The sequence below is a fragment of the Cutibacterium avidum ATCC 25577 genome, assembly GCF_000227295.1.
Classification (GTDB): Bacteria; Actinomycetota; Actinomycetes; order Propionibacteriales; family Propionibacteriaceae; genus Cutibacterium; species Cutibacterium avidum.
Genome location: NZ_JH165054.1, coordinates 1,961,406 through 1,981,989, shown reverse-complemented (window position 1 = coordinate 1,981,989; position 20,584 = coordinate 1,961,406). Strand labels below are relative to the sequence as shown.

The following is a 20,584-nucleotide window of genomic DNA, read 5'->3' as shown; positions in this document are numbered from 1 at the left end:
ATCGTGGGTTTCTTCACCAATCTCAACCTTGACGGCCAGACGCCGGAGCGCACTCGGCCGCGTGTCGGTGAGAAACAGTGGGCTCCGACTGGAGTCCCGACCACGAAGCGCAAGAAGGTGCAACGAGTTCTCGCACCCGTCGCCTTCGTCGTCGCTCTCGCGGTGTTGGTCGGGGTGGGGTACTACTTCTTCCGCATCCTCGTCATGCGCGGGTGACAAGGGTCTTCACAGCGTCGCGCTGGTGTCAGATGATGATGTGGAACCCATACTGGGTCGCCAGGGCCAGGAGGTAACACCGGATGAAGAATCCGACGGTGACCCACAGCGAGAACCACCAGAAGTGCATCTTGGTCGTCGCCGCGTAGATGACGACGAGGTAGACCGGCGGGACACCGGTAATGGCTGAGAAGAACAGCAGAGGCATGCCCCATCGCGGGGTCTCGACCACGTGAGCAGCCTTGTCATTCCATCTCCGTAGACGCCACCGCCAGGATCCCTCCGGAACCGGTTTGGGCTCCTTGTGCTTGATCCATTGCGAATTCGATCCGCGTCGGATACCGATGAACATGATCTGTTTGCCGACGCCGTGGCCAAGAGCCAGCCCCAGGGCGACTTCCAGCGGGCCCAGGAGTTTTGATCCCAGGGCGCCGACGATGAACAACTCCGAATTGAGCACCGGCACCAAGCTGGAAGCCACGCCGAAGGCGAAGGCTGACAGAACCTGGTACCAGAACTGCCAGGTGAGGTAGACCTCCATGTGACCTCAGTTGGCCAGAGCGGCCATGTGCTGCAGACGATTGAGTTCGGAAGCCAGGAACCCTGGGCCTCCCTGACGTCCGGCAACCAGACAGCGCCCCCTCGCCAGTGGGACAGCGGCGATGACGGTGTCACCCCAACCTGGCATCCAGCCAGCCTCGAGCTCAGCGACATGGGAGCGATCCATCGGCGTCAGACGTGCGATGCCCTCAGGAGTGAATTCCGGAGACAGGGCAGTCGAGATGATGACCTGCTCATCGGCATCGAAAAGTGCCGACCAATGAGTGTGGAAGACGACTGGAACGGCACCACAGAGAATCTCGGCGGAATGCTTCGGGTCCTCGGACATCCGATTCAGGGCTGCGATGTCGGACTCAATACTCCAATTCTCCGGATACCTGCTCAACCACAGCACATGAACTCCGTCCAGCATGTCGCAGGCCGATACCAAGGTGTCAGGCATCGTGGTTGGGGGAAGAGTCAGCATGAAGTCGTCGACGACGTAGTGATCGCCCTTTTCGACAATCTCGATCGCGGATATGTCGGCATCGGCGGTGCCCATGGCGGTCGCCACCGAGCCCAGGGAACCCGGCGTGTCTGGCAGCTGAATACGAATCATGAGCACTCACTCATTGTTGCGGGTGGATCCGACGATCCCAAACTGAATTCGTGTTCCGGCGGGTCATCATCGAGGGAGGAAGTGCTCATCTGGCAGTCATGTCGGCCAGTGGTCCTAGGATGGTCCGAGGGCATTCCCGCCCCCATGCCGTCAACCAGGAGATTCATCGTGGCCCTCACGCCGGATGACGTCGTCCGCCTGGCCGGCCTGGCACGCATCGACCTCACTGACGACGAGACCGCGTATCTGGTTCCTCAGCTTGACGCGATCCTCGACGCCGTGGCCGCAGTGTCAGCCGTCGCCACCGACGACGTGCCACCTACCTCGCACGCTCTGCCGCTGTCCAACGTCTTCCGCGAGGACGTCATCAAGGAGTCGATGTCGGCTGATGACGCCCTGGCCATGGCCCCTCACAGTGAGGATCAGCGCTTCCGTGTGCCCCGCATCCTGGACGAGGAGGCACAGTGAACGAGCTCGTGACCCTGACTGCCGCCGAACTCGGTGCGCGCATTGCGTCCCGCGAGGTCTCCAGCGAGGAGGTCACCCAGGCGCACCTGGACCGCATCGACGAGGTCGACGGCGACGTGCGTGCCTTCCTTCTGGTTGATCACGACGGCGCCCGGGAAACTGCCCGACGGATCGACTCTCGGATCGCCGACGGTGAGAAGCTCGGTCCGCTGGCCGGTGTGCCGCTGGCCGTTAAGGATCTCTTCTGCACCAAGGGGCTGGCCACCACGGCCTCATCCCGAATGTTGGAGGGATGGATCCCGCCCTATGACTCGACCATCGTCACCCGATGCAAGGACGCCGGTATGGTGATCCTGGGCAAGACGAACCTGGACGAGTTCGCCATGGGATCCTCGACCGAGACCTCTGCCTTCGGCCCCACCCACAACCCGTGGGACCTCGACCGAGTTCCTGGTGGCTCGGGCGGCGGATCCGCCGCCAGCCTGGCTGCTTTCCAGTCCCCGTTGGCTCTCGGTACCGACACCGGCGGGTCCATTCGTCAACCCGGTGCGGTGACCGGCACCGTCGGCATCAAGCCGACTTACGGGTCGACGTCCCGGTACGGCGTCATCGCGATGGCGTCTTCCCTGGACACCCCCGGACCCTGCGCTCGTACCGTCCTGGATGCGGCCCTGCTGCACCAGGTGATCGCCGGTCATGACTCGATGGACCAGACGACCATCGACCAGCCCGCCCCGGCCATCGTCGAGGCTGCGAACCAGCCGGACGTCGCCGGAATGCGGATCGGTGTCGTCACCGAATTCGCCGGCGAGGGGTACGACCCGCAGGTCGAGGCACGCTTCGACGAGGCCGTCGAGATCCTGACGAGTGCGGGAGCCGAGATCGTCGAGGTCTCCTGCCCCAACTTTGACCTGGCCCTGCCTGCCTACTACCTCATCCAACCCGCGGAGGTCTCCAGCAACCTGGCCCGCTACGACGCCATGCGCTACGGCCTGCGCGTCGATGATGACGGCGAGCACTCTGCCGAGCAGGTCATGCGTGCCACCCGTGGTGCCGGATTCGGTGCCGAGGCCAAGCGTCGCATCATCCTGGGTACGTACGCCTTGTCGGCCGGCTACTACGACGCCTACTACGGCTCGGCCCAGAAGGTCCGCACCCTCATCCAGCGTGACTTCGAGAAGGCCTGGAAGACCTGTGACGTGCTCGTCTCCCCAGCCACCCCGACGACGGCATTCCGGCTGGGGGAGCGCACGGCCGACCCGATGGCGATGTATCGCTCCGACCTGTGCACCATTCCGGCCAACATGGCCGGCAGCCCTGCCGGGTCCTTCCCGATCGGCCTGTCCGAGACCGACGGCATGCCCGTCGGTATGCAGGTGATGGCCCCGATCATGGCGGATGACCGTGTCTACCGGGTCGGTGCGGCCCTGGAACGGCTGCTGAACGAGAAGTGGGGTGCCCCGCTGCTTGCGAAGGCTCCCGAACTGAGGGGAGAGGCATGATGGCGGACGAGCTGCTGCCCTATGACGAGGTGATGGCTGACTACGAGCCGGTCATCGGACTCGAGGTCCACGTCGAGCTGTCGACGGCGACCAAGATGTTCTGCGGATGTTCCACGGATACCGAGAAGGATCCCAACACCAACGTCTGCCCGGTCTGCCTGGGTCTTCCCGGATCGATGCCGGCCATCAACGGCCACGCCGTCGAGTCGGCCATCCGCATCGGTCTGGCCCTCAACTGCAAGATCGCCGAGTGGTGCCGCATGGCCCGGAAGAACTACTTCTACCCGGACATGACGAAGAATTACCAGACCTCGCAGTACGACGAGCCGATCTGCTACGACGGCTGTCTCGACGTCGAGGTCGACGGCGAGGTCTTCCGTGTCGAGATCGAGCGTGCCCACATGGAGGAGGACGCCGGAAAGTCCCTGCACGTCGGCGGATCCGACGGACGTATTTCCGGTGCCAGCCACTCCCTCATGGACTACAACCGCGCCGGCGTCCCGCTCATCGAGATCGTCACCAGGCCGATCCGTGGGCTGGGAGCCAAGGCGCCGCAGGTGGCACGGGCCTACATGGCTCAGCTGCGCGACATCATGATCGCCCTGGGCGTCTCCGAGGCCAGGATGGAGCGAGGCAACCTGCGTTGTGATGCCAACGTCTCCCTCATGCCACGCGGAAGCAGCACCTTGGGCACCCGTACCGAGACCAAGAACGTCAACTCGCTGCGCTCGGTCGAAGGAGCCCTGACCTACGAGATCCAGCGTCAGGGATTCGTGTTGGCCGAGGGACGCAAGGTTCGTCAGCAGACCCGGATGTGGCAGGAGAGCGGCGAATACACCATCGCCGGACGCGACAAGTCCGACGCCGAGGACTACCGCTACTTCCCTGAGCCGGACTTGGTTCCGGTCGCGCCGTCCCGGGAATGGGTGGAGGAGCTGCGTGCTGGCCTGCCGGAACTTCCAGCTGCCAAGAGAGCTCGTCTGGCCTCCCAGTGGCAGTTCTCCGAGCTGGAGATGACTGCGGTTGTCAATGCCGGCGCCCTCGACCTCCTTGAGGAAACCGTCAACGCTGGCTGCCAGCCCGCTGCCGCGCGCAAGTGGTGGCTCACCGAGCTGTCTCGTCGTGCCAACGAGGCCGAGGTGGACCTGTCCGAGGTCGGTATGTCCCCGGCCCAGGTCGCCCAACTGCAGAAGCTCGTTGACGACGGTACCCTCACCGACAAGCTGGCCCGCCAGGTCATCGACGGTGTCATCGCTGGCGAGGGAGATCCTCAGCAGGTGGTCGATGGACGCGGTCTCGCCGTCGTCTCCGACGACGCCGCCCTTGGTGCTGCTGTTGACGACGTCATCGCTGCCAACCCGCAGATTGCCGAGAAGATCCGTGGTGGCAAGGTCCAGGCGGCTGGTGCTCTCATTGGTCAGGTCATGAAGGCCATGAGGGGTCAGGCAGACGCGAAGCGGGTCAGGGAGCTCATCCTCGAGAAGCTCTCCTGACCCACGCGGTTGAGTTCCTGCGCCCCGGCCCTCACAACGAGTGGTCGGAGCGTATGAACTCGGAGAGGGTGTCCGGCTCACCGAGGACGTCGACCTGGGCGACCGAGGTGCGCCCGGTGAGCAGTAGGAGGATTTCCGAGGGCTTGCCGACGATGGTGACGATGCGGTCACCGGGATGAAGGGTGATGGGGTCCCCCAGTCCGGTCATCTCCGCGCGCACGCCCACCGGGGAGCGACGAGTCAGAGCACGTCCGTACTTACGGATGATCCCCGCCAGTCGAAGCTCGGCGCGGTGGCCCAGTTGTCGGGGTCGCCAGCCGGGCTGGGCCCGAAGCAGATCCTCGTGGTGGATGAAGTACTCCATCGAGTTGGCGGCGGCGTCCATCCCCGGAACGCGGAAGATCGAGAAACGGCCTGGCCCCTGAGCGAAGCGTGCCACCAGATCCTCGAAGGATCCCGATGCCTCCATTTTGTCCGCACGGGCCTGTGTGACGGCGTCGAAGACGCTGACGGCCATACCGGGGATGGCCAATGGATCATTCTCCCGGAGCAGGACGTGGGTCAGCAGGTCTCGGGCGGTCCATCCCTCGCACAGAGTCGGGGCGTCGGGGCCAAGTCGTGACAGGTCTGCAGCCAGTCCGGCTCGTTCGTCTCGTGCCATGGACATTCAGGTCCTCCTTCGAGCTATGAGTCCATCTTGCCAGCACCGGTCCGAAACGCGGCGCGGACTCCAGATGTCGGTGATTCGGTGTTCAATGAGCCCGTGCTGACCGAAGAACCCACTCTCACCCCCGACGTCGCAGCGCGCCTGCGACGCAATGACGCCGGTCTGGTACCTGCCGTGGTCCAGGACGCCACGACCGGGGACGTCCTCATGATGGCTTGGATGGACGATGTCGCCCTGGCCCGTACCCTGGCCACTCGTCGTGCGACCTACTGGTCCCGGTCGCGTCAGGAGTACTGGGTCAAGGGGGAGACCTCCGGCCACACCCAGCACGTTCGTTCGGTTCAACTCGACTGTGACGGCGACACCCTGCTACTTCGCGTCGACCAGGTCGGAGGGGCATGCCACACCGGGGACCACACCTGTTTCGACGCCGATGTGCTCCTGGACGAGGTGGCCGAGTGATGATCGACGTCACCCCATCACGTGAGGAGTTCGCTGCCCTGGCGGAGGAGCACACTGTCGTCTCGGTACGGACCAAACTGATCTGCGATGACGACACCCCGATTGGTCTCTACCAGCATCTCTGCGGGGACCGACGACTGACCTTCCTGCTGGAGTCCGCTGAGTCGGGCATCTGGTCGCGGTGGTCCTTCATCGGAGTCATCACTCGCTGCGCCCTGACGTCCGACGGGCGTTCGGTGGAGTGGATCGGCGAACCGCCTGCGGGTTTGACGGTCAGTGATGACCCGCTCGGCGCCCTCAAGGAGGCCCTGGCCGCCCTGAACACCCCGGTTGAGTCTGGTCTTCCACCCTTGACGAGCGGTTTTGTTGGATATATCGGGTACGACATGGTTCGTCGCCTGGAGGATATCGGCGACGATCTCGTCGACGACCTGGGCCTTCCGGTGGCATGCCTCATGCTCGTCGGGGAGATGGCGGTCCTCGACCACCAGCGCGGCGAACTGTGGCTCATCTCCAACCAGGTGGTGGACGGAACCGATCTCGATCAGACTTACGACGACGCGGTTGACGCCCTCGAGGCGATGGTGACGAGGTTGGCCGAGCCGCGGGAGGTGTTGACGGCCCGTGCCGTGGACCGCGCCGCGAGTCAGGTACGTCGTCAACGCACGCCCAAAAAATTCGGTGAGATGGTTGACACCGCCATCGAGCGCATTCGCGACGGTGACATCTTCCAGGTCGTCCCCAGCCAGCGCTTCGACGTCGAGACCGAGGCTGACGCCCTCGACATCTACCGTCAGCTGCGTCGCACCAATCCCAGTCCCTACCTCTACCTGCTGCGGTTACCTGGATTCGACGTCATCGGATCCTCCCCGGAGGCTCTGGTGACGGTGGCAGACGGTGTCGCGACGACTCACCCCATTGCCGGTACCCGCCCGCGCGGACGCACTGCGGCCGAGGACCGGGCCATGGAGGACGAGCTGCTGGCCGACCCCAAGGAGCGCTCCGAGCACACCATGCTCGTCGATCTGGGGCGCAACGACCTGGGCCGGGTCTGCGTGCCCGGAACGGTCAACGTCACCGAGTTCATGCACGTGGGGCGATATTCCCACGTCATGCACCTGGAGGCGGCGGTGACCGGCCAGATCGTTGACGGCCTGGACGCCGTCGACGTGACGATGTCGTGTTTCCCGGCTGGCACCCTGTCCGGGGCACCGAAGATTTCCGCCATGCGGATCATCGAGGAGCTCGAGACCACCCGACGTGGCGTCTACGGTGGCGTCGTCGGGTACTTCGATCTGCACGGCAACTCGGACTGTGCCATTGCCATCCGGACCGCCGTCCTCAAGGACCAGGTCGCCCATGTGCAAGCCGGAGCCGGAATCGTGCTGGACTCGGTCGGAGCCAAGGAGAACGCTGAATGCCAGAACAAGGCGGCGGCCGTCATCCAGGCAATTCAGGATGCGGGAACCCTGCATCCCCTGCGGGAGGACACACAGTGAGGACTCCGATCCCAGTCGTGTGGCGAGTGGTTCTTGCCGCCTCCCCGATCCTGGCTGCCATCCTCGTCAGCGTCGCATCCAGGCGAACCTGGATGGAGCGTGCCGGAATTGGACTGACCGGTGCTGACGTCACGGGAGGATTGATCACGGCGACAGCCCTCATGCTCGTCATCACGGTGGCCCTCCTCCTCGTCGTCAAGACGGTCGGTCGCCGCGTCACCGGAATCGTGCAGGCCTTGGTCGGCGTCGGGATCGCGGCTGTCGTCCTCACCCACCGCAGTGCGTCGCCACATCAGTGGGCTGCCAAGGGGGTTGATGCCGGAGCGCCGCAGATGACCGTCACCCCATGGCCATGGGTGTGTCTGGTGGCCGGAGCCATGACGATTGTCACCGGCGCCGGGATAGCGGCCTTCGCCGACCGTTGGCCCAGCCGTTCAGCCCGTCGTACCGGAGAACTGGTCGGCGACTCGCGATCCGCGTGGGATGCCCTGGACAGGGGAGAGGACCCCACCCTGGCGGATTTCCGTACTCAACCAGGGGCCCGGTCACAGGCAGAACCCGAGTCGTCGGAATCGAATTCTGACGAGTTGGCCCACGAGGGCGGGAATGGCTCACACAATGGTCGGTAGGTCCGCTCCGACGGCCAATCAGGGTAGGATCATTACTGGATTCGCCGCGTTGCGGGTATCCGACGGCACCCCTGACCAGCTCGGGGAGTCCACCCGCATCATCGACCAGCTGCGTGGAACAAGCCGCGCCTGACCACCGGAGGGAACACCATGAGCGTTGATCGCGCCACTCGTCAGTACAAGCACGGTGGGAGCCCCGCGAACTGGGCAGGTTCGATCGTCGCCCTCATTGGCTTCATCGTCGCCACCGTCGGTGCCATGTCTGGCCCCAGCTGGATCACCTGCATCGTCGGCGCTGCTCTCGTCGTTCTTGGCGGTGTCGTCACCCTGGTGATGCGCGCCATGGGTTATGGCGGAGCACGCTGAATGTCGCCCACCGTCACCGGAACAATTCTTGACGAGATCATCGCTGGTGTTCTCGAGGATCTCCATGAGCGCCAGCTCATGGTCACCTCGGACAACCTTCACGAGGCCATCGAACTCGTCACACCCGCAATCGACCCCGTTCGTCGGCTGACCTCTCCTGGTCTGTCGGTCATCTCCGAGGTCAAGAGGTCCAGTCCGTCGAAGGGTCACCTCGCGACGATTGGCGATCCTGCTGCGCTGGCCGATCAGTACCGGATTGGCGGAGCAGCCGCCATCAGTGTTCTCACCGAGGAGCGTCGTTTCCAGGGATCCCTCGCCGACCTCGACACGGTACGGGAAAAGGTCGACATTCCGATTCTCCGCAAGGACTTCGTCGTCACTGAGTACCAGGTGCTCGAGGCGCGTGCTCACGGCGCCGATCTCGTCCTCCTCATCGTCGCTGCTCTGCCCGACGACGAGTTGCGACGCTTTTACGATCTTGCGACCGAGCTGGGCATGACCCCCTTGGTCGAGGTGCACACCCCACAGGAGGCTGCTCGGGCAGCGGCCCTTGATGCCCGAGTCATCGGGGTGAACGCCCGAAATCTCAAGACCCTCGAAGTCGACAGGGCCATCTTCGGCACCCTGCTTGGCGAATTGCCAGAGAATGCCGTCAAGGTGGCTGAGTCTGGAATCCTCTGCGTGGACGACGCCGTCGAGGCCCACAAATGTGGTGCCGATGCGGTGTTGGTGGGGGAGATGCTGGTTCGCCACGGTGAACCAGCCCAGGTGCTGCGCGAGATCCATCGCGCCACCGTCTGACCACGCCTGACATCCAACGGAAAGGACGACCATGTCCGCTCGAGACCTGCCCGACGTCCACGGCCATTTTGACGCCTTCGGTGGCCGCTTCGTCCCGGAGGCACTTCAGGCTGCCCTCAACCAGCTTGAGAAGACCTTTGAGGCCGCCCTCGCTGACCCCGACTTTCACGCCGAGCTGGATGTACTGCGTCGTGACTACGCGGGACGCCCCTCCCCACTGACGGAGGCCCCCCGGTTCTCCGAGTACGTGACCGAGCAGACCGGCCGCAAGGTGCGGGTCCTGCTCAAGCGTGAGGACCTCAACCACACCGGCTCGCACAAGATCAACAACGTGCTGGGGCAGGCGCTGCTGACCCGACGAATGGGCAAGCACCGCCTCATCGCCGAGACCGGTGCAGGTCAGCACGGGGTGGCGACGGCCACCGTCGCCGCCATGATGGGCATGGAGTGCCGGGTGTACATGGGCCAGGTCGACACCGAGCGTCAGGCTCTCAACGTCGCTCGTATGCAGCTCCTGGGAGCTGAGGTCGTCGCCGTGGAGGCTGGCTCTCGTACCCTCAAGGACGCCATGAACGAGGCCATGCGCGACTGGGTCGCCCACGTTGACGACACCCATTACCTCATCGGCACCGCGTCTGGCCCGCATCCCTTCCCCAAGTTGGTGCGCGAGTTCCAGCGAGTCATCTCCGCTGAGGCGCGTCAGCAGTGTCTCGACCGCGCAGGGCGACTTCCGGACGCGGTTTGTGCCTGTGTTGGCGGCGGATCCAACGCCATCGGCTCCTTCGCCCAGTTCATCGACGACCCCGAGGTTCGCCTCTACGGATTCGAGGCTGGTGGCGACGGCGTCGAGACCGGACGTCACGCCGCGTCGATCACCGGAGGTTCGGTCGGCGTGCTGCACGGCACCCGCACCTATATCTTGCAGGACGCAGACGGTCAGACGATGGAGTCCCATTCCATCTCGGCCGGCCTGGACTACCCCGGTGTCGGTCCCGAGCACTCCTGGTTGGCTGCCAACAAGCGAGCCACCTATCTTCCCGTGAACGACCGCGACGCCATGAAGGCTCTGCGCACCCTCACCCAGACCGAGGGCATCATGCCCGCCATTGAGTCGGCTCACGCCGTGGCCGGCGTCCTGCGGATTGCCAAGGATCTGCCGGACCACGACGGTGAGCCGCCGATCGTCATCGTCACTGTGTCGGGACGAGGGGACAAGGACGTCGACACCGCCCTCGCATGGTTCGACATCGACGGCAGTGTTGACGCCACCACCGGAGGTATGGAATGACCAGCAGTGCGAGTGCCTACCTGAAGGCCCGTGAGGAGAATCGTCCGGCCCTGGTTGGTTACCTGCCGGTGGGGCATCCCTCGGTACCCGATTCCATCGACGCCATGAAGGCTCTCACGACCGGTACGACTGGTATCGGCGTCGATCTCGTCGAGATCGGGATGCCCTATTCCGACCCCATGATGGACGGGACCGTCATCCAGCACGCCACCACTCGAGCACTCGAGCGCGGGGTGCGCACTCGTGACACCCTGCTCGCTGCTGAGGCGGTGGCCGACACCGGCACCCCGTGTGTCGTCATGACCTACTGGAATCTCGTCGAGCACTACGGGGTTGACGCCTATGCCCGAGATCTGGCATCGGCCGGCGGGGCTGGACTCATCACCCCTGACCTCACTCCTGACGAGGCGAAGGAGTGGATGGCGGCGTCGGAGGCCCACGGTCTGGACCGAGTCTTCCTGGTGGCCCCGTCCTCGACCGACGAGAGGTTGGCCTCCACCGTCGCCGCCTGCCGTGGCTGGGTCTACGCCACCTCCGTCATGGGGGTGACGGGAACTCGCGCCCAGACCTCCTCGGCCGCCCCCGAATTGGTGGCTCGCGTCAAGGCCGTCAATTCCGAGATCCCCGTTGGTGTCGGTCTGGGCGTCTCCAACGGTGACCAGGCAGCTGAGGTTGGTTCCTTCGCTGACGGTGTCATCGTCGGGTCCGCTCTTGTCCGCGCCCTCGTCGAGGCTGAGGAGCAGGGGGAGACTGCACACATCGGTATCGACCGGATGCGCACCATCGTCGATGACCTGGTGTCCGGAGTGCGGCGGGCGCGACTCCAGTGAACCTGCTGTCGATCCCCAGCCCATCGGTCGAGGCCTTTCACCTCGGACCGCTGACGATTCACATTTACGCCCTGTGCATTCTGGCCGGAATCGTCATTGCCTACGTCAGTGGCGAGCGTCGCTACCTCTCCCGAGGTGGTAAGCAGGAGCACTTCGAGGAGTTGTGTGCCCTCGCGGTCATCGCTGGCATCATCGGTGGGCGCCTGTACCACGTCATCACAGACCATCAGCTCTACTTCGGCCCTGGCCGGACCTGGTACCACTGTTTCTACATCTGGGAAGGCGGGCTCGGTATCTGGGGTGCCATCGCCCTGGGAAGCCTGGCGGTCTGGCGGTACTGCCGCCACAAGGGGATCATGTTCGCCTTGGTGGCCGATTCCCTGGCACCGGGCATCCTGGCCGCTCAGGCCATCGGACGTCTCGGGAACTGGTTCAACCAGGAGCTCTTCGGCCGCCCGACGACCTTGCCATGGGGACTTGAGATCGACCTCGCCCATCGGCCGGCGGGGTATCTGCAGTACGCGACCTTTCACCCCACCTTCTTGTACGAGCTGGTGTGGAGCTTGGCCGGGGCGGCGTTCCTGGTCTGGGCGGATCGTCGCTGGAAACTTGACCATGGCCGTTTGTTCACCCTTTACGTCGCGGTCTACACCTCTGGTCGTTTCTGGGTGGAGCGGTTGCGCATCGACCCGGCCCATCACGTGGGACAATGGCGACTCAACGACGTCACCGCCCTGGTGGTCCTCACCGGCGCGGTCGTCATTCTAATCATCCTGCAGCGCCGTCATGGCAAGGACGACGGGCACAGCGATCGCCCAGCTGCTCAAGCCAAGTGACTCTGCCGCAATGAGTCCACAACCCGGACATGTGTGTCAAGGTGTGGTCATCGTGTGACAGTCTGTCCCCGGATCGGGTGTGCTTGCGCAATTGCAGCACACCTGTCTCCGTCGAAAGGAGTACCGATGATCTTCGGTCATCGCCCCCGGCAGGGCCTCTACGACCCCCAGTTCGAGCACGATGCCTGCGGCGTGGCCTTCGTGGCCACCATGACAGGCGTGGCCAGCCATGAGATCGTCGAGCAAGGACTTGAGGCACTGCGCAATCTTGACCACCGTGGTGCCACTGGCGCTGATCCGGCCGCCGGCGACGGCGCAGGCATTCTCCTCCAGGTGCCGGACGCCTTCCTGCGACGGGTCACCGGAATCCGCCTCCCGGAACCTGGAGCCTACGCCGTTGGACTGGCGTTCATGCCCCTTGACGAGGCCAAACGTGCCCGCGCCCGCGCTGCCATCGAGCTCATCGCTGCGGACGAGGGCATCGAGGTGCTGGGATGGCGTGAGGTCCCGGTCCACACCCACACTCTTTCCAAGGTGTCCTTGGGCACCATGCCTCATTTCGAGCATCTCCTCATTCGTGACCGTGACGGTCGTATCGGTATGGATCTGGAGCGGCTGGCCTTCGTGTTGCGGCGACGTGCCCAGCACGAGGCCGGGGTCTACTTCGCCTCTCTGTCCTCGCGGACCCTGGTCTACAAGGGAATGCTGACGACCAACCAGCTCGAGGAGGTCTTCCCCGAGCTCCACGACGCCGACTTGTCCAGCGCACTGGCCCTGGTCCACTCCCGGTTCTCGACGAACACCTTCCCGGCCTGGGAGTTGGCCCACCCGTACCGACTCATCGCCCACAACGGCGAGATCAACACGGTGCGCGGCAACCGCAACTGGATGCAGGCTCGTGAGGCCTTGCTGAAGTCCGACCTCATCCCAGGTGACCTGGCTCGGCTGTACCCCATCTGCACCCCGACTGGATCGGACTCAGCCTCCTTCGACGAGGTGCTCGAGTTGCTTCACCTGGGAGGACGCTCCCTGCCGCACGCCGTCCTCATGATGATCCCCGAGGCGTGGCAGAAGAACACCGAGATGACTCAGGAGCTGCGCGACTTCTACGAGTTCCACTCCTTCCTCATGGAGCCCTGGGACGGTCCGGCCTGCGTCACCTTCACCGATGGCAATCAGATCGGCGCAGTGCTTGACCGCAACGGTCTGCGTCCCGCCCGGTACTGGGTGACCGACGACGGACTGGTCGTCTTCGCGTCCGAGTCCGGTGTGCTTGACCTGCCGGCGGCCCGCGTCGTCGAGAAGGGACGCCTCAAGCCCGGACGTATGTTCCTCGCCGATCTCTCGGAGCATCGCGTTGTTGACGATGCTGAGATCAAGACCCGACTGGCTTCTGCCAAGCCCTATGGAGAGTGGCTCGACCAGGGTCGCATCGACCTCGACGACCTGCCCGAGCGCACCCACATCGTTCACTCCCATGCGTCCGTCACCCGTCGTCAGCAGCTCTTCGGCTACACCTCCGAGGAGCTCAAGATGCTTATCGCCCCGATGGCGAACCAGGGTGCAGAGGCCACGGGAGCCATGGGTTCCGACACTTCGCTGGCGGTCCTGTCGAATCGGCCACAAATGCTGTGGGACTACTTCAGTCAGCTCTTCGCCCAGGTGACGAACCCGCCGCTGGACGCCGTTCGTGAGGAACTCGTCACCTCCCTGACGGGTACCATCGGTCCCGAAGCCAACCTGCTTGAACCCGGACCGGAGTCCTGCCGTCAGGTGGTCGTCAACTACCCGATCATCGACTCCGACCAGCTCGCCAAGATCGTCCACATTGATGCCGACGGTGAGCACCCGGACCGCAAGACCCATGTCGTCCGGGGACTCTTCTCCGTCGAGGAAGGCGGTGAGGGTTTGCGACGTCGCATCGAGGAGATCCGGGCCGAGGTTTCCGAGGCCATCGCCGATGGAGCCACCATCATCGTGCTCTCGGACCGTCACGCCACCCGCGAGCTGGCCCCGATCCCGTCCCTGCTGCTCACCTCCGCCATCCACCACCACCTGGTTCGCGAGAAGACGCGTACCCAGGTCGGGCTGGTCGTGGAGGCCGGTGACGTCCGAGAGGTCCACCACGTCGCACTCCTCATGGGGTATGGCGCCTCGGCGGTCAACCCCTACTTGCTCTTCGAGTCGGCTGAGGACATGGCCCGCCACGAGGTGTGGGTCTCGGCTGACCCTGAGATCGCCATCCACAACGTCTACAAGGCTCTCGGCAAGGGTGTCCTCAAGACGATGAGCAAGATGGGCGTCTCCACCATCCCCTCGTACACCGGTGCCCAGATCTTCGAAGCCACCGGTCTATCTCAGGAGTTCATCGACGAGTACTTCACCGGGACGACCAGCCGTATCGAGGGAATCGGACTGACCGAGATCGCCGACGAGATCCTTGCTCGTCACCTCAGCGCCTACCCCGAAACCGGTGTACGTCTCGCCCACCGCACCCTCAAGCCCGGCGGTCACTACCAGTGGCGTCGGGAGGGAGAGGAGCACCTCGTCGACCCGGAGTCGATCTTCCGGCTCCAGCTGGCGGCTCGCACCAACGACTACGCCCAGTTCCGCCGCTACACCGACCACATCAACGATAACTCCAGCCGACTCATGACCCTGCGATCCCTGCTGGAGTTCCGCCACGATCGTCCGGTCGTGCCGCTGGAGGAGGTCGAGCCGGCCAGCGAGATCGTCAGGAGGTTCTCCACCGGCGCCATGAGTTATGGCTCGATCTCCATGGAGGCCCACCAGACCCTGGCCATTGCCATGAACCGGATCGGCGGCAAGTCGAACACCGGTGAGGGTGGCGAGGATCCCGAGCGTCTCCACGATCTGGAGCGTCGATCGGCCATCAAGCAGGTGGCCTCCGGACGATTCGGCGTGACGAGCGAGTACCTTGTCAATGCCGATGACATCCAGATCAAGATGGCCCAGGGCGCCAAACCCGGTGAGGGTGGCCAGCTCCCCGGACCGAAGGTCTACCCGTGGGTTGCGAAGACCCGCCACTCGACCCCAGGCGTCGGACTCATCTCCCCACCGCCTCACCACGACATCTACTCGATCGAGGATCTCAAGCAGCTCATCCACGACCTGAAGTGCGCCAACCCGCGGGCCCGCATTCACGTCAAGCTGGTTGCCGAGACCGGAGTCGGCACGGTTGCTGCCGGTGTCTCCAAGGCCAAGGCCGACGTCGTGCTCATCTCGGGCCACGACGGCGGAACCGGCGCGGCCCCGCTGACCTCGATCAAGCACGCCGGTGGTCCCTGGGAGCTCGGCCTGGCCGAGGCGCAGCAGACCCTGCTCCTCAATGGCCTGCGGGATCGTATCGTCGTGCAGTGCGACGGTCAGCTCAAGACCGGACGAGACGTCGTCATCGCCGCCCTGCTGGGTGCCGAGGAATTCGGGTTCGCGACCACGGCGCTCATCGTCGAGGGGTGCGTCATGATGCGCAAGTGCCACACCGACACCTGCCCGGTGGGTGTGGCGACCCAGAATCCTGAGCTGCGCAAGAAGTTCACCGGGGACCCTGACCACGTCGTCAACTTCATGATGATGATGGCCGAGCAGACTCGCGAGATCCTCGCCGAGCTGGGATTCCGCTCCATCGACGAGGCCGTGGGCCATGTCGAGGTCCTCGACACCCGTAAGGCCATCACCCACTGGAAGGCCAAGGGCCTCGACCTCTCACCGATCCTGCACCAGGTGGAACTGCCGGAGGGCACCCCGCTGCACCATGTCTGCGACCAGGACCACGACCTGGCAACGAGCCTGGACATGAAACTCATCGACATGTGTGCCGATGCCCTCACCGACGGCACCCCGATTCGACGGGAGCTCAGCATCCGCAACGTCGATCGCACGGTCGGCACGATGCTCGGCAGCCGGGTGACGGTGGCGACGAATGGCACAGGTCTTCCCGACAACACCATTGATCTCACCTTCACCGGTACCGCTGGTCAGAGCTTTGGTGCCTTCGTGCCACGCGGCATGACGATGAGGCTCGTCGGAGACGCCAACGACTACGTCGGCAAGGGATTGTCCGGTGGCCGGGTGATCGTCGCCCCGTCCGTGGAGGCCCCCTTCCGTCCCCGTGACCAGATCATCGCCGGAAACGTCGTCGGTTACGGCGCCACCTCCGGGCAGATCCTGCTGCGCGGCCAGGCAGGTGAAAGATTCTGCGTGCGCAACTCCGGAGCCACAGCGGTGGTCGAGGGGGTTGGCGACCACGGTTGTGAGTACATGACCGGGGGAGAGGCGCTCGTCCTCGGCGCTACCGGACGCAACTTCGCCGCCGGCATGTCAGGCGGGGTGGCATGGGTCCGTAATCTCGACGTCAACCGGCTCAACCCGGAGATGGTTGACGCCCTGCCGATGGAGGAGGCTGACGTCGATCGCGTCATCGAGCTGCTGACGTTGCACCAGACCGAGACCGGATCGACCCTCGCCGGAGAGATCCTGGCCGAAGGCCCGGAGTGCATCCGAAGTTCCTTCACCAAGGTGCAGCCGCGTGACTACGCCAAGATGATGAAGGCCATGGTCGAGGCCGCGGAACGCGGACTGGACGACAACGAGATGACCGAACTTCTCATGGAGGTGTCCCATGGCTGATCTGCACGGTTTCATGAAGGTGCCGCGACAGGAGGCAGAGCGTCGTCGGGTCGAGGAGCGCATCCACGACTGGAAGGAGGTCTACCCCGGAGGTCCCGGCCACGCCCTGTTGCCGATCATCACTGATCAGGCCAGTCGGTGCATGGACTGTGGTGTGCCGTTCTGCCACACCGGGTGCCCGCTGGGCAACCTCATCCCGGACTGGAACGACCTCATCTGGCGTGACGAGTGGCGTGAGGCCCTGGAGTCCCTGCTGGCGACCAACAACTTCCCGGAGTTCACCGGTCGCCTGTGCCCGGCTCCCTGCGAGACTGCCTGCGTCGAGGGAATCAACCGTGACCCGGTGACGATCAAGAACATCGAGGTCGCGATCATCGACAAGGCGTGGGAGGACCGTCGCGTCATTCCCATCGTCCCCGAGTGGCACTCCCTCAAGACGGCCGCCGTCGTCGGGTCCGGTCCTGCCGGTCTGGCAGCAGCCCAGCAGCTCACCCGCGCCGGCCACACCGTCGTCGTCTACGAGCGGGACGACGCCATTGGCGGCCTGCTGCGCTACGGCATCCCGGACTTCAAGATGGAGAAGTCGGTCCTGGACCGTCGTATCAAGCAGATGGTGCTGGAAGGCACCGTCTTCAAGACGAACACCGAGATCGGCGTGGACATCACCGGCGAGCAGCTGCGCGAGCGGTTCGACGCCGTCATCCTGGCCACCGGTGCCACCGTGCCGCGCATGCTGGACGCCCCGGGGATCGAGCTCGACGGTGTCTGTTACGCCATGGAGTACCTCACCCAGCAGAACAAAGTGCTGGCCGGGACCGAGGTCTCCGACCAGATCCGCGCCGACAGCAAGCACGTCGTCATCATCGGTGGGGGAGACACCGCCAACGACTGTGTCGGCACTGCGGTGCGTCAGGGGGCGGCATCGATCACCCAGCTGCAGTACAACCCCGAACCGCCGAAGGATCGTCCGGCCAATCAGCCGTGGCCGACCTATCCGCTCATCCTGCGTGTCCCCAGCTCCAATGAGGAGGGCGGTGAGCGGGTCTACTCGACCAACACCGTCGAGATCGTCAGCGATGACGAGGGCCACGTCAAGGCCGTCCGAGTGGTCTCGGGCCATCGTGACGAGAACCGGGTCTTCATCGCTGACGAGGGCAGTGAGCACGACCTTCCGGCCGATCTGGTCATCTTCGCGATGGGATTCGCCCACCCCGAGCATGATGGGGTCGTCCAGGAACTTGGACTGGAACTCGACGGTCGCGGAAATATCGTCCGGAATGACGCCTACGAGACCAACGTCCCGGGAGTCTTCGCCTGTGGTGACGCGGGTCGTGGTCAGTCCCTGGTGGTCTGGGCCATTGCGGAGGGACGGGCGGCGGCCAACGGCGTCGACGCGTATCTCAAGGGTTCGCGATCAGTGCTGCCGAAGCCGGTCAAACCCTCTGATCGTCAGATGATGGTCTGATCTCGACGGGGAAGAAGCCTTGTGGGTTCGACAGGAGATACCGGGTGGGAGGAGACTGCTGGGATGAACGATGATCAGCAGGATCTCGATTCGGCGATTCATCACGCCAAGGTGCTGACGTGGGTGTGCGTCGCCCTTTTCGTGGTGCTTGACGTCGTCGGGCTGACGGCATCGAGCCAGAGCGATCCGCGCTTCGTGCTGGGCGCCTTCGGTGGGGCTGCCTCCTTCCTGGGCATCATCGGTGCCGGGGTCTGGTGGGCCTATCTGGCCTCCCAGCGCAGGGCTCGGTCCTTGGATGACCGTCTCGATCACGAACTTGGTATGGAGGACGAACACGACGACCGTCGTGAACCACCCTCCGTCTAGTGTTCCGCCATGACTGACGACCTGCGACGCAGAACCGTGGTGGACGCCTCGATGGGCGCGATCATGGCACCCCTGGCTGCCAGAGCCACCCGCGCCACGGCCTCCGAACATGGCGACTTCACCATCGTCGTCGTCGACAGTCAGATGTCTGACGGTCAGTACTGGCTGAGCCTGGGAGCAGTGCGTCGGCTCGGGGACATCTGATGGTCGTCCGCGCGGTCTCCCGCATACCGGTGCATGATCCGGATCTACCACACAGTACTGCGGTCCGGCTTGGAGGCCGGGCCGTAGTAGGTGCTCAGGGTCACTCGTCACTTGAGTTCGCGGTGGGGTGAGGTCTCCTGAGAGGTCGCGGGGGAATCGACGACCTCACCCTCGATGAGGGTATTGCGTGGATCTCGCCGCACTGCCGAGGAAATGGAGTTCGCGATCTTGTGGACGCCCACTGCGATGGCGATGTTGGCAATGCCGTAGAGCAGGACGCCGATGGCCAGCAGCCAGCTCATGGCCACCACGCCGAATCCGGGGTGGACGAGGATGACGATGCCCAGCACGAACAGTCCGATGCCGCCGCCGAGCATCCAGGCCCAGGCCTTCTCCGTGACGAACCTCATGGGCAGGGCAAAACCGGTCGCCGCAACGCCGAGGAGAACCAGCCAAACTCCGAGGAGGATGGCGATGACGTGGAGTGAGAATCCAGGGTGGATGATGAGGACGAGGCCAATGATGATGCCGATAATGCCCCAAGCTCTCATGAACCCGGTGCCAACCATGCCGCGAAGGGGCTGAGCATTGATGAGAGTCATGACGGAGTCGACGATGGCGTAGACACCGACGATCACCACGAGGGCCTCCATGGTCTGGTGGGACCAGACGACAGCCATCACCGCCGCGATGATCGCGAGGATCCCCTTCGTGAGGGGAACCCACCAAATTGACTTCCAAGTCTTTGTCAGGGTCTGTGACGACATGACTCAAGTCTACGTGAGGACCTCAGGTCCGGTGAGTGCTGACTGCCGTTCGGGTGCTGGTCAGGAAGGTTTCAAGATCGTCCATGCACAGCTGAGCGACCCTGGCGAAGAGAAAGTCGATGACGGCCAACTGAGACATTCGGCTGGACATCGCTCCGGCCCGGACCTGGGTCTCGCGGGCTGGGGTGACGAGAACGTGATCCGACAGCTGCGCGACGGGAGACTGGGGCACTCCCGTCATGGCGACTGTCGTGGCACCGTGGGCCCGAGCCGCGGTGAGAGCCTCGACGACTTCCTGGGTGTTACCGCTGAACGAGATCCCCACGGCGACGCACGCCTGTCCGCACAGTGCGGCATGGACGAGTTGGACGTGGGTGTCGTTGTGATGCTGGCAGACCAGACCGATGCGTTCCAGCTTCTGGGAGAGATCGTCGGCCACGAGCCCGCTGGAACCGACCCCGAAGAGGACGGTCCGCGGCGCGATGGAGATGGCGCTGGCCACGGCTTCGAGCTCTTCCGGGTCCACCGATCGGGCGGTGTCCTCAATGGTGCGAGCCTCATGGAAGGCGATCTTGGAGATCATCTGTTCCAAGGTGTCGTCAAGCGAGATGGTGCCCTCGGCTACCGACGAGCGCTCCATCTCAATGCTGCGGCGAGACAGGTCACGGGCAAGCTCGGCGCGCAACTCGCGGCAGCCCTTGAGTCCAAGGGCACGACAGAAGCGCACCACGGATGCGGGGGATACTCCAGCAGCCTGGGCGAGCCGGCTGGTTGATGCTTCGAGTGCCCAGTCCGGTTCAGCAAGGACCACTGCGGCAACCTGCGCCTCCGCCGGGCGCATGGTGGACCTGGCCATGTCGATGCGGGGCAACAGGCTGCCAGCCATATGAAAAATCCTTCCATGATTAACGATTCT

The 20,584-nt window shown here is 64.3% G+C and carries 22 protein-coding genes; 17 read left to right on the top strand and 5 right to left on the bottom strand.

The genetic code is table 11. From position 1 onward, the window contains the following. Window positions 1-3 precede the first annotated feature (3 nt). Window positions 4-216: a hypothetical protein gene (locus HMPREF9153_RS08860; RefSeq protein WP_004811375.1), complete on the top strand. Its 213-nt coding sequence runs from the start codon at window positions 4-6 to the stop codon at window positions 214-216. A gap of 28 nt (window positions 217-244) precedes the next feature. On the opposite strand, the gene HMPREF9153_RS08855 is transcribed toward HMPREF9153_RS08860, so the two are convergent. Together HMPREF9153_RS08855 and HMPREF9153_RS08850 are read right to left on the bottom strand one after the other, a co-directional pair. Further along, window positions 245-757, bottom strand: a complete 513-nt coding sequence (locus HMPREF9153_RS08855) for an SNARE-associated domain-containing protein (protein WP_004811374.1) — start codon at window positions 755-757, stop codon at window positions 245-247. 6 nt (window positions 758-763) lie between these two features. Further along, window positions 764-1,375 (bottom strand): ACT domain-containing protein, encoded by a 612-nt coding sequence (locus HMPREF9153_RS08850; protein ID WP_015582729.1) that lies wholly within the window; start codon window positions 1,373-1,375, stop codon window positions 764-766. A gap of 144 nt (window positions 1,376-1,519) precedes the next feature. Here HMPREF9153_RS08850 and gatC point away from each other — a divergent pair, with 144 nt between their 5' ends. From gatC to gatB, 3 genes are read left to right on the top strand one after another with little or no spacing between them, the layout of a single operon-like run. Beyond that, window positions 1,520-1,843, top strand: coding sequence for an Asp-tRNA(Asn)/Glu-tRNA(Gln) amidotransferase subunit GatC (gatC, locus tag HMPREF9153_RS08845; protein ID WP_004811372.1), 324 nt, complete (start codon window positions 1,520-1,522; stop codon window positions 1,841-1,843). Next, complete coding sequence (gatA, locus tag HMPREF9153_RS08840) at window positions 1,840-3,345, top strand: Asp-tRNA(Asn)/Glu-tRNA(Gln) amidotransferase subunit GatA (protein WP_004811371.1); 1,506 nt, start codon at window positions 1,840-1,842, stop codon at window positions 3,343-3,345. Before gatC ends, gatA begins: the two co-directional genes overlap by 4 nt. Next, window positions 3,345-4,838 (top strand): Asp-tRNA(Asn)/Glu-tRNA(Gln) amidotransferase subunit GatB, encoded by a 1,494-nt coding sequence (gatB, locus tag HMPREF9153_RS08835; RefSeq protein WP_036902427.1) that lies wholly within the window; start codon window positions 3,345-3,347, stop codon window positions 4,836-4,838. The genes gatA and gatB overlap by 1 nt, the downstream gene beginning before the upstream one ends. Before the next feature lie 31 nt (window positions 4,839-4,869). Here the strand turns inward: gatB and HMPREF9153_RS08830 are convergent, their stop codons facing one another. Then, window positions 4,870-5,505 carry a TIGR03085 family metal-binding protein gene (locus tag HMPREF9153_RS08830; protein ID WP_004811369.1) on the bottom strand — a complete coding sequence of 212 codons (636 nt, stop codon included), beginning with the start codon at window positions 5,503-5,505 and terminating at the stop codon, window positions 4,870-4,872. 96 nt (window positions 5,506-5,601) lie between these two features. Here HMPREF9153_RS08830 and hisI point away from each other — a divergent pair, with 96 nt between their 5' ends. From hisI to HMPREF9153_RS08770, 13 genes are all read left to right on the top strand, one after another. Then, window positions 5,602-5,967: a phosphoribosyl-AMP cyclohydrolase gene (gene hisI / locus HMPREF9153_RS08825; protein WP_171023453.1), complete on the top strand. Its 366-nt coding sequence runs from the start codon at window positions 5,602-5,604 to the stop codon at window positions 5,965-5,967. Continuing rightward, window positions 5,967-7,466 (top strand): anthranilate synthase component I, encoded by a 1,500-nt coding sequence (locus HMPREF9153_RS08820; protein ID WP_004811367.1) that lies wholly within the window; start codon window positions 5,967-5,969, stop codon window positions 7,464-7,466. The genes hisI and HMPREF9153_RS08820 overlap by 1 nt, the downstream gene beginning before the upstream one ends. A 47-nt stretch (window positions 7,467-7,513) precedes the next feature. Beyond that, complete coding sequence (locus HMPREF9153_RS08815; protein ID WP_036902429.1) at window positions 7,514-8,095, top strand: Trp biosynthesis-associated membrane protein; 582 nt, start codon at window positions 7,514-7,516, stop codon at window positions 8,093-8,095. After that, window positions 8,073-8,228 (top strand): hypothetical protein, encoded by a 156-nt coding sequence (locus HMPREF9153_RS12345; protein ID WP_023032685.1) that lies wholly within the window; start codon window positions 8,073-8,075, stop codon window positions 8,226-8,228. The genes HMPREF9153_RS08815 and HMPREF9153_RS12345 overlap by 23 nt, the downstream gene beginning before the upstream one ends. 17 nt (window positions 8,229-8,245) lie before the next feature. Beyond that, window positions 8,246-8,461 (top strand): HGxxPAAW family protein, encoded by a 216-nt coding sequence (locus HMPREF9153_RS08810; RefSeq protein ID WP_004811364.1) that lies wholly within the window; start codon window positions 8,246-8,248, stop codon window positions 8,459-8,461. Continuing rightward, window positions 8,462-9,262: an indole-3-glycerol phosphate synthase TrpC gene (trpC, locus tag HMPREF9153_RS08805; RefSeq protein WP_004811363.1), complete on the top strand. Its 801-nt coding sequence runs from the start codon at window positions 8,462-8,464 to the stop codon at window positions 9,260-9,262. Between the two features lie 31 nt (window positions 9,263-9,293). Next, the gene (gene trpB / locus HMPREF9153_RS08800; protein WP_004811362.1) at window positions 9,294-10,550 is read left to right on the top strand and encodes a tryptophan synthase subunit beta; all 1,257 of its coding nucleotides are present in this window, start codon (window positions 9,294-9,296) and stop codon (window positions 10,548-10,550) included. Then, window positions 10,547-11,380, top strand: a complete 834-nt coding sequence (gene trpA, locus HMPREF9153_RS08795; protein ID WP_004811361.1) for a tryptophan synthase subunit alpha — start codon at window positions 10,547-10,549, stop codon at window positions 11,378-11,380. Before trpB ends, trpA begins: the two co-directional genes overlap by 4 nt. Next, on the top strand, window positions 11,377-12,216 hold the full coding sequence (gene lgt, locus HMPREF9153_RS08790; RefSeq protein ID WP_004811360.1) for a prolipoprotein diacylglyceryl transferase: 840 nt from the start codon (window positions 11,377-11,379) through the stop codon (window positions 12,214-12,216). Before trpA ends, lgt begins: the two co-directional genes overlap by 4 nt. Window positions 12,217-12,342: 126 nt before the next feature. Beyond that, entirely contained in the window at window positions 12,343-16,866 is a 4,524-nt protein-coding gene (gene gltB / locus HMPREF9153_RS08785) for a glutamate synthase large subunit (RefSeq protein WP_004811359.1), read from the top strand. Further along, complete coding sequence (locus tag HMPREF9153_RS08780) at window positions 16,859-18,331, top strand: glutamate synthase subunit beta (RefSeq protein WP_004811358.1); 1,473 nt, start codon at window positions 16,859-16,861, stop codon at window positions 18,329-18,331. The genes gltB and HMPREF9153_RS08780 overlap by 8 nt, the downstream gene beginning before the upstream one ends. 63 nt (window positions 18,332-18,394) lie before the next feature. Then, complete coding sequence (locus tag HMPREF9153_RS08775; RefSeq protein WP_004811357.1) at window positions 18,395-18,697, top strand: hypothetical protein; 303 nt, start codon at window positions 18,395-18,397, stop codon at window positions 18,695-18,697. A gap of 9 nt (window positions 18,698-18,706) precedes the next feature. Continuing rightward, complete coding sequence (locus HMPREF9153_RS08770) at window positions 18,707-18,901, top strand: hypothetical protein (protein WP_004811356.1); 195 nt, start codon at window positions 18,707-18,709, stop codon at window positions 18,899-18,901. A gap of 107 nt (window positions 18,902-19,008) precedes the next feature. On the opposite strand, the gene HMPREF9153_RS08765 is transcribed toward HMPREF9153_RS08770, so the two are convergent. Both HMPREF9153_RS08765 and HMPREF9153_RS08760 read right to left on the bottom strand, forming a co-directional pair. After that, a complete protein-coding gene (locus HMPREF9153_RS08765; RefSeq protein WP_004811355.1) occupies window positions 19,009-19,668 on the bottom strand; it encodes an HdeD family acid-resistance protein in 660 nt (219 codons plus the stop codon). A 22-nt stretch (window positions 19,669-19,690) separates the two neighbouring features. Further along, the gene (locus HMPREF9153_RS08760) at window positions 19,691-20,563 is read right to left on the bottom strand and encodes a MurR/RpiR family transcriptional regulator (RefSeq protein ID WP_171023468.1); all 873 of its coding nucleotides are present in this window, start codon (window positions 20,561-20,563) and stop codon (window positions 19,691-19,693) included. Between the last annotated feature and the right edge of the window lie 21 nt (window positions 20,564-20,584).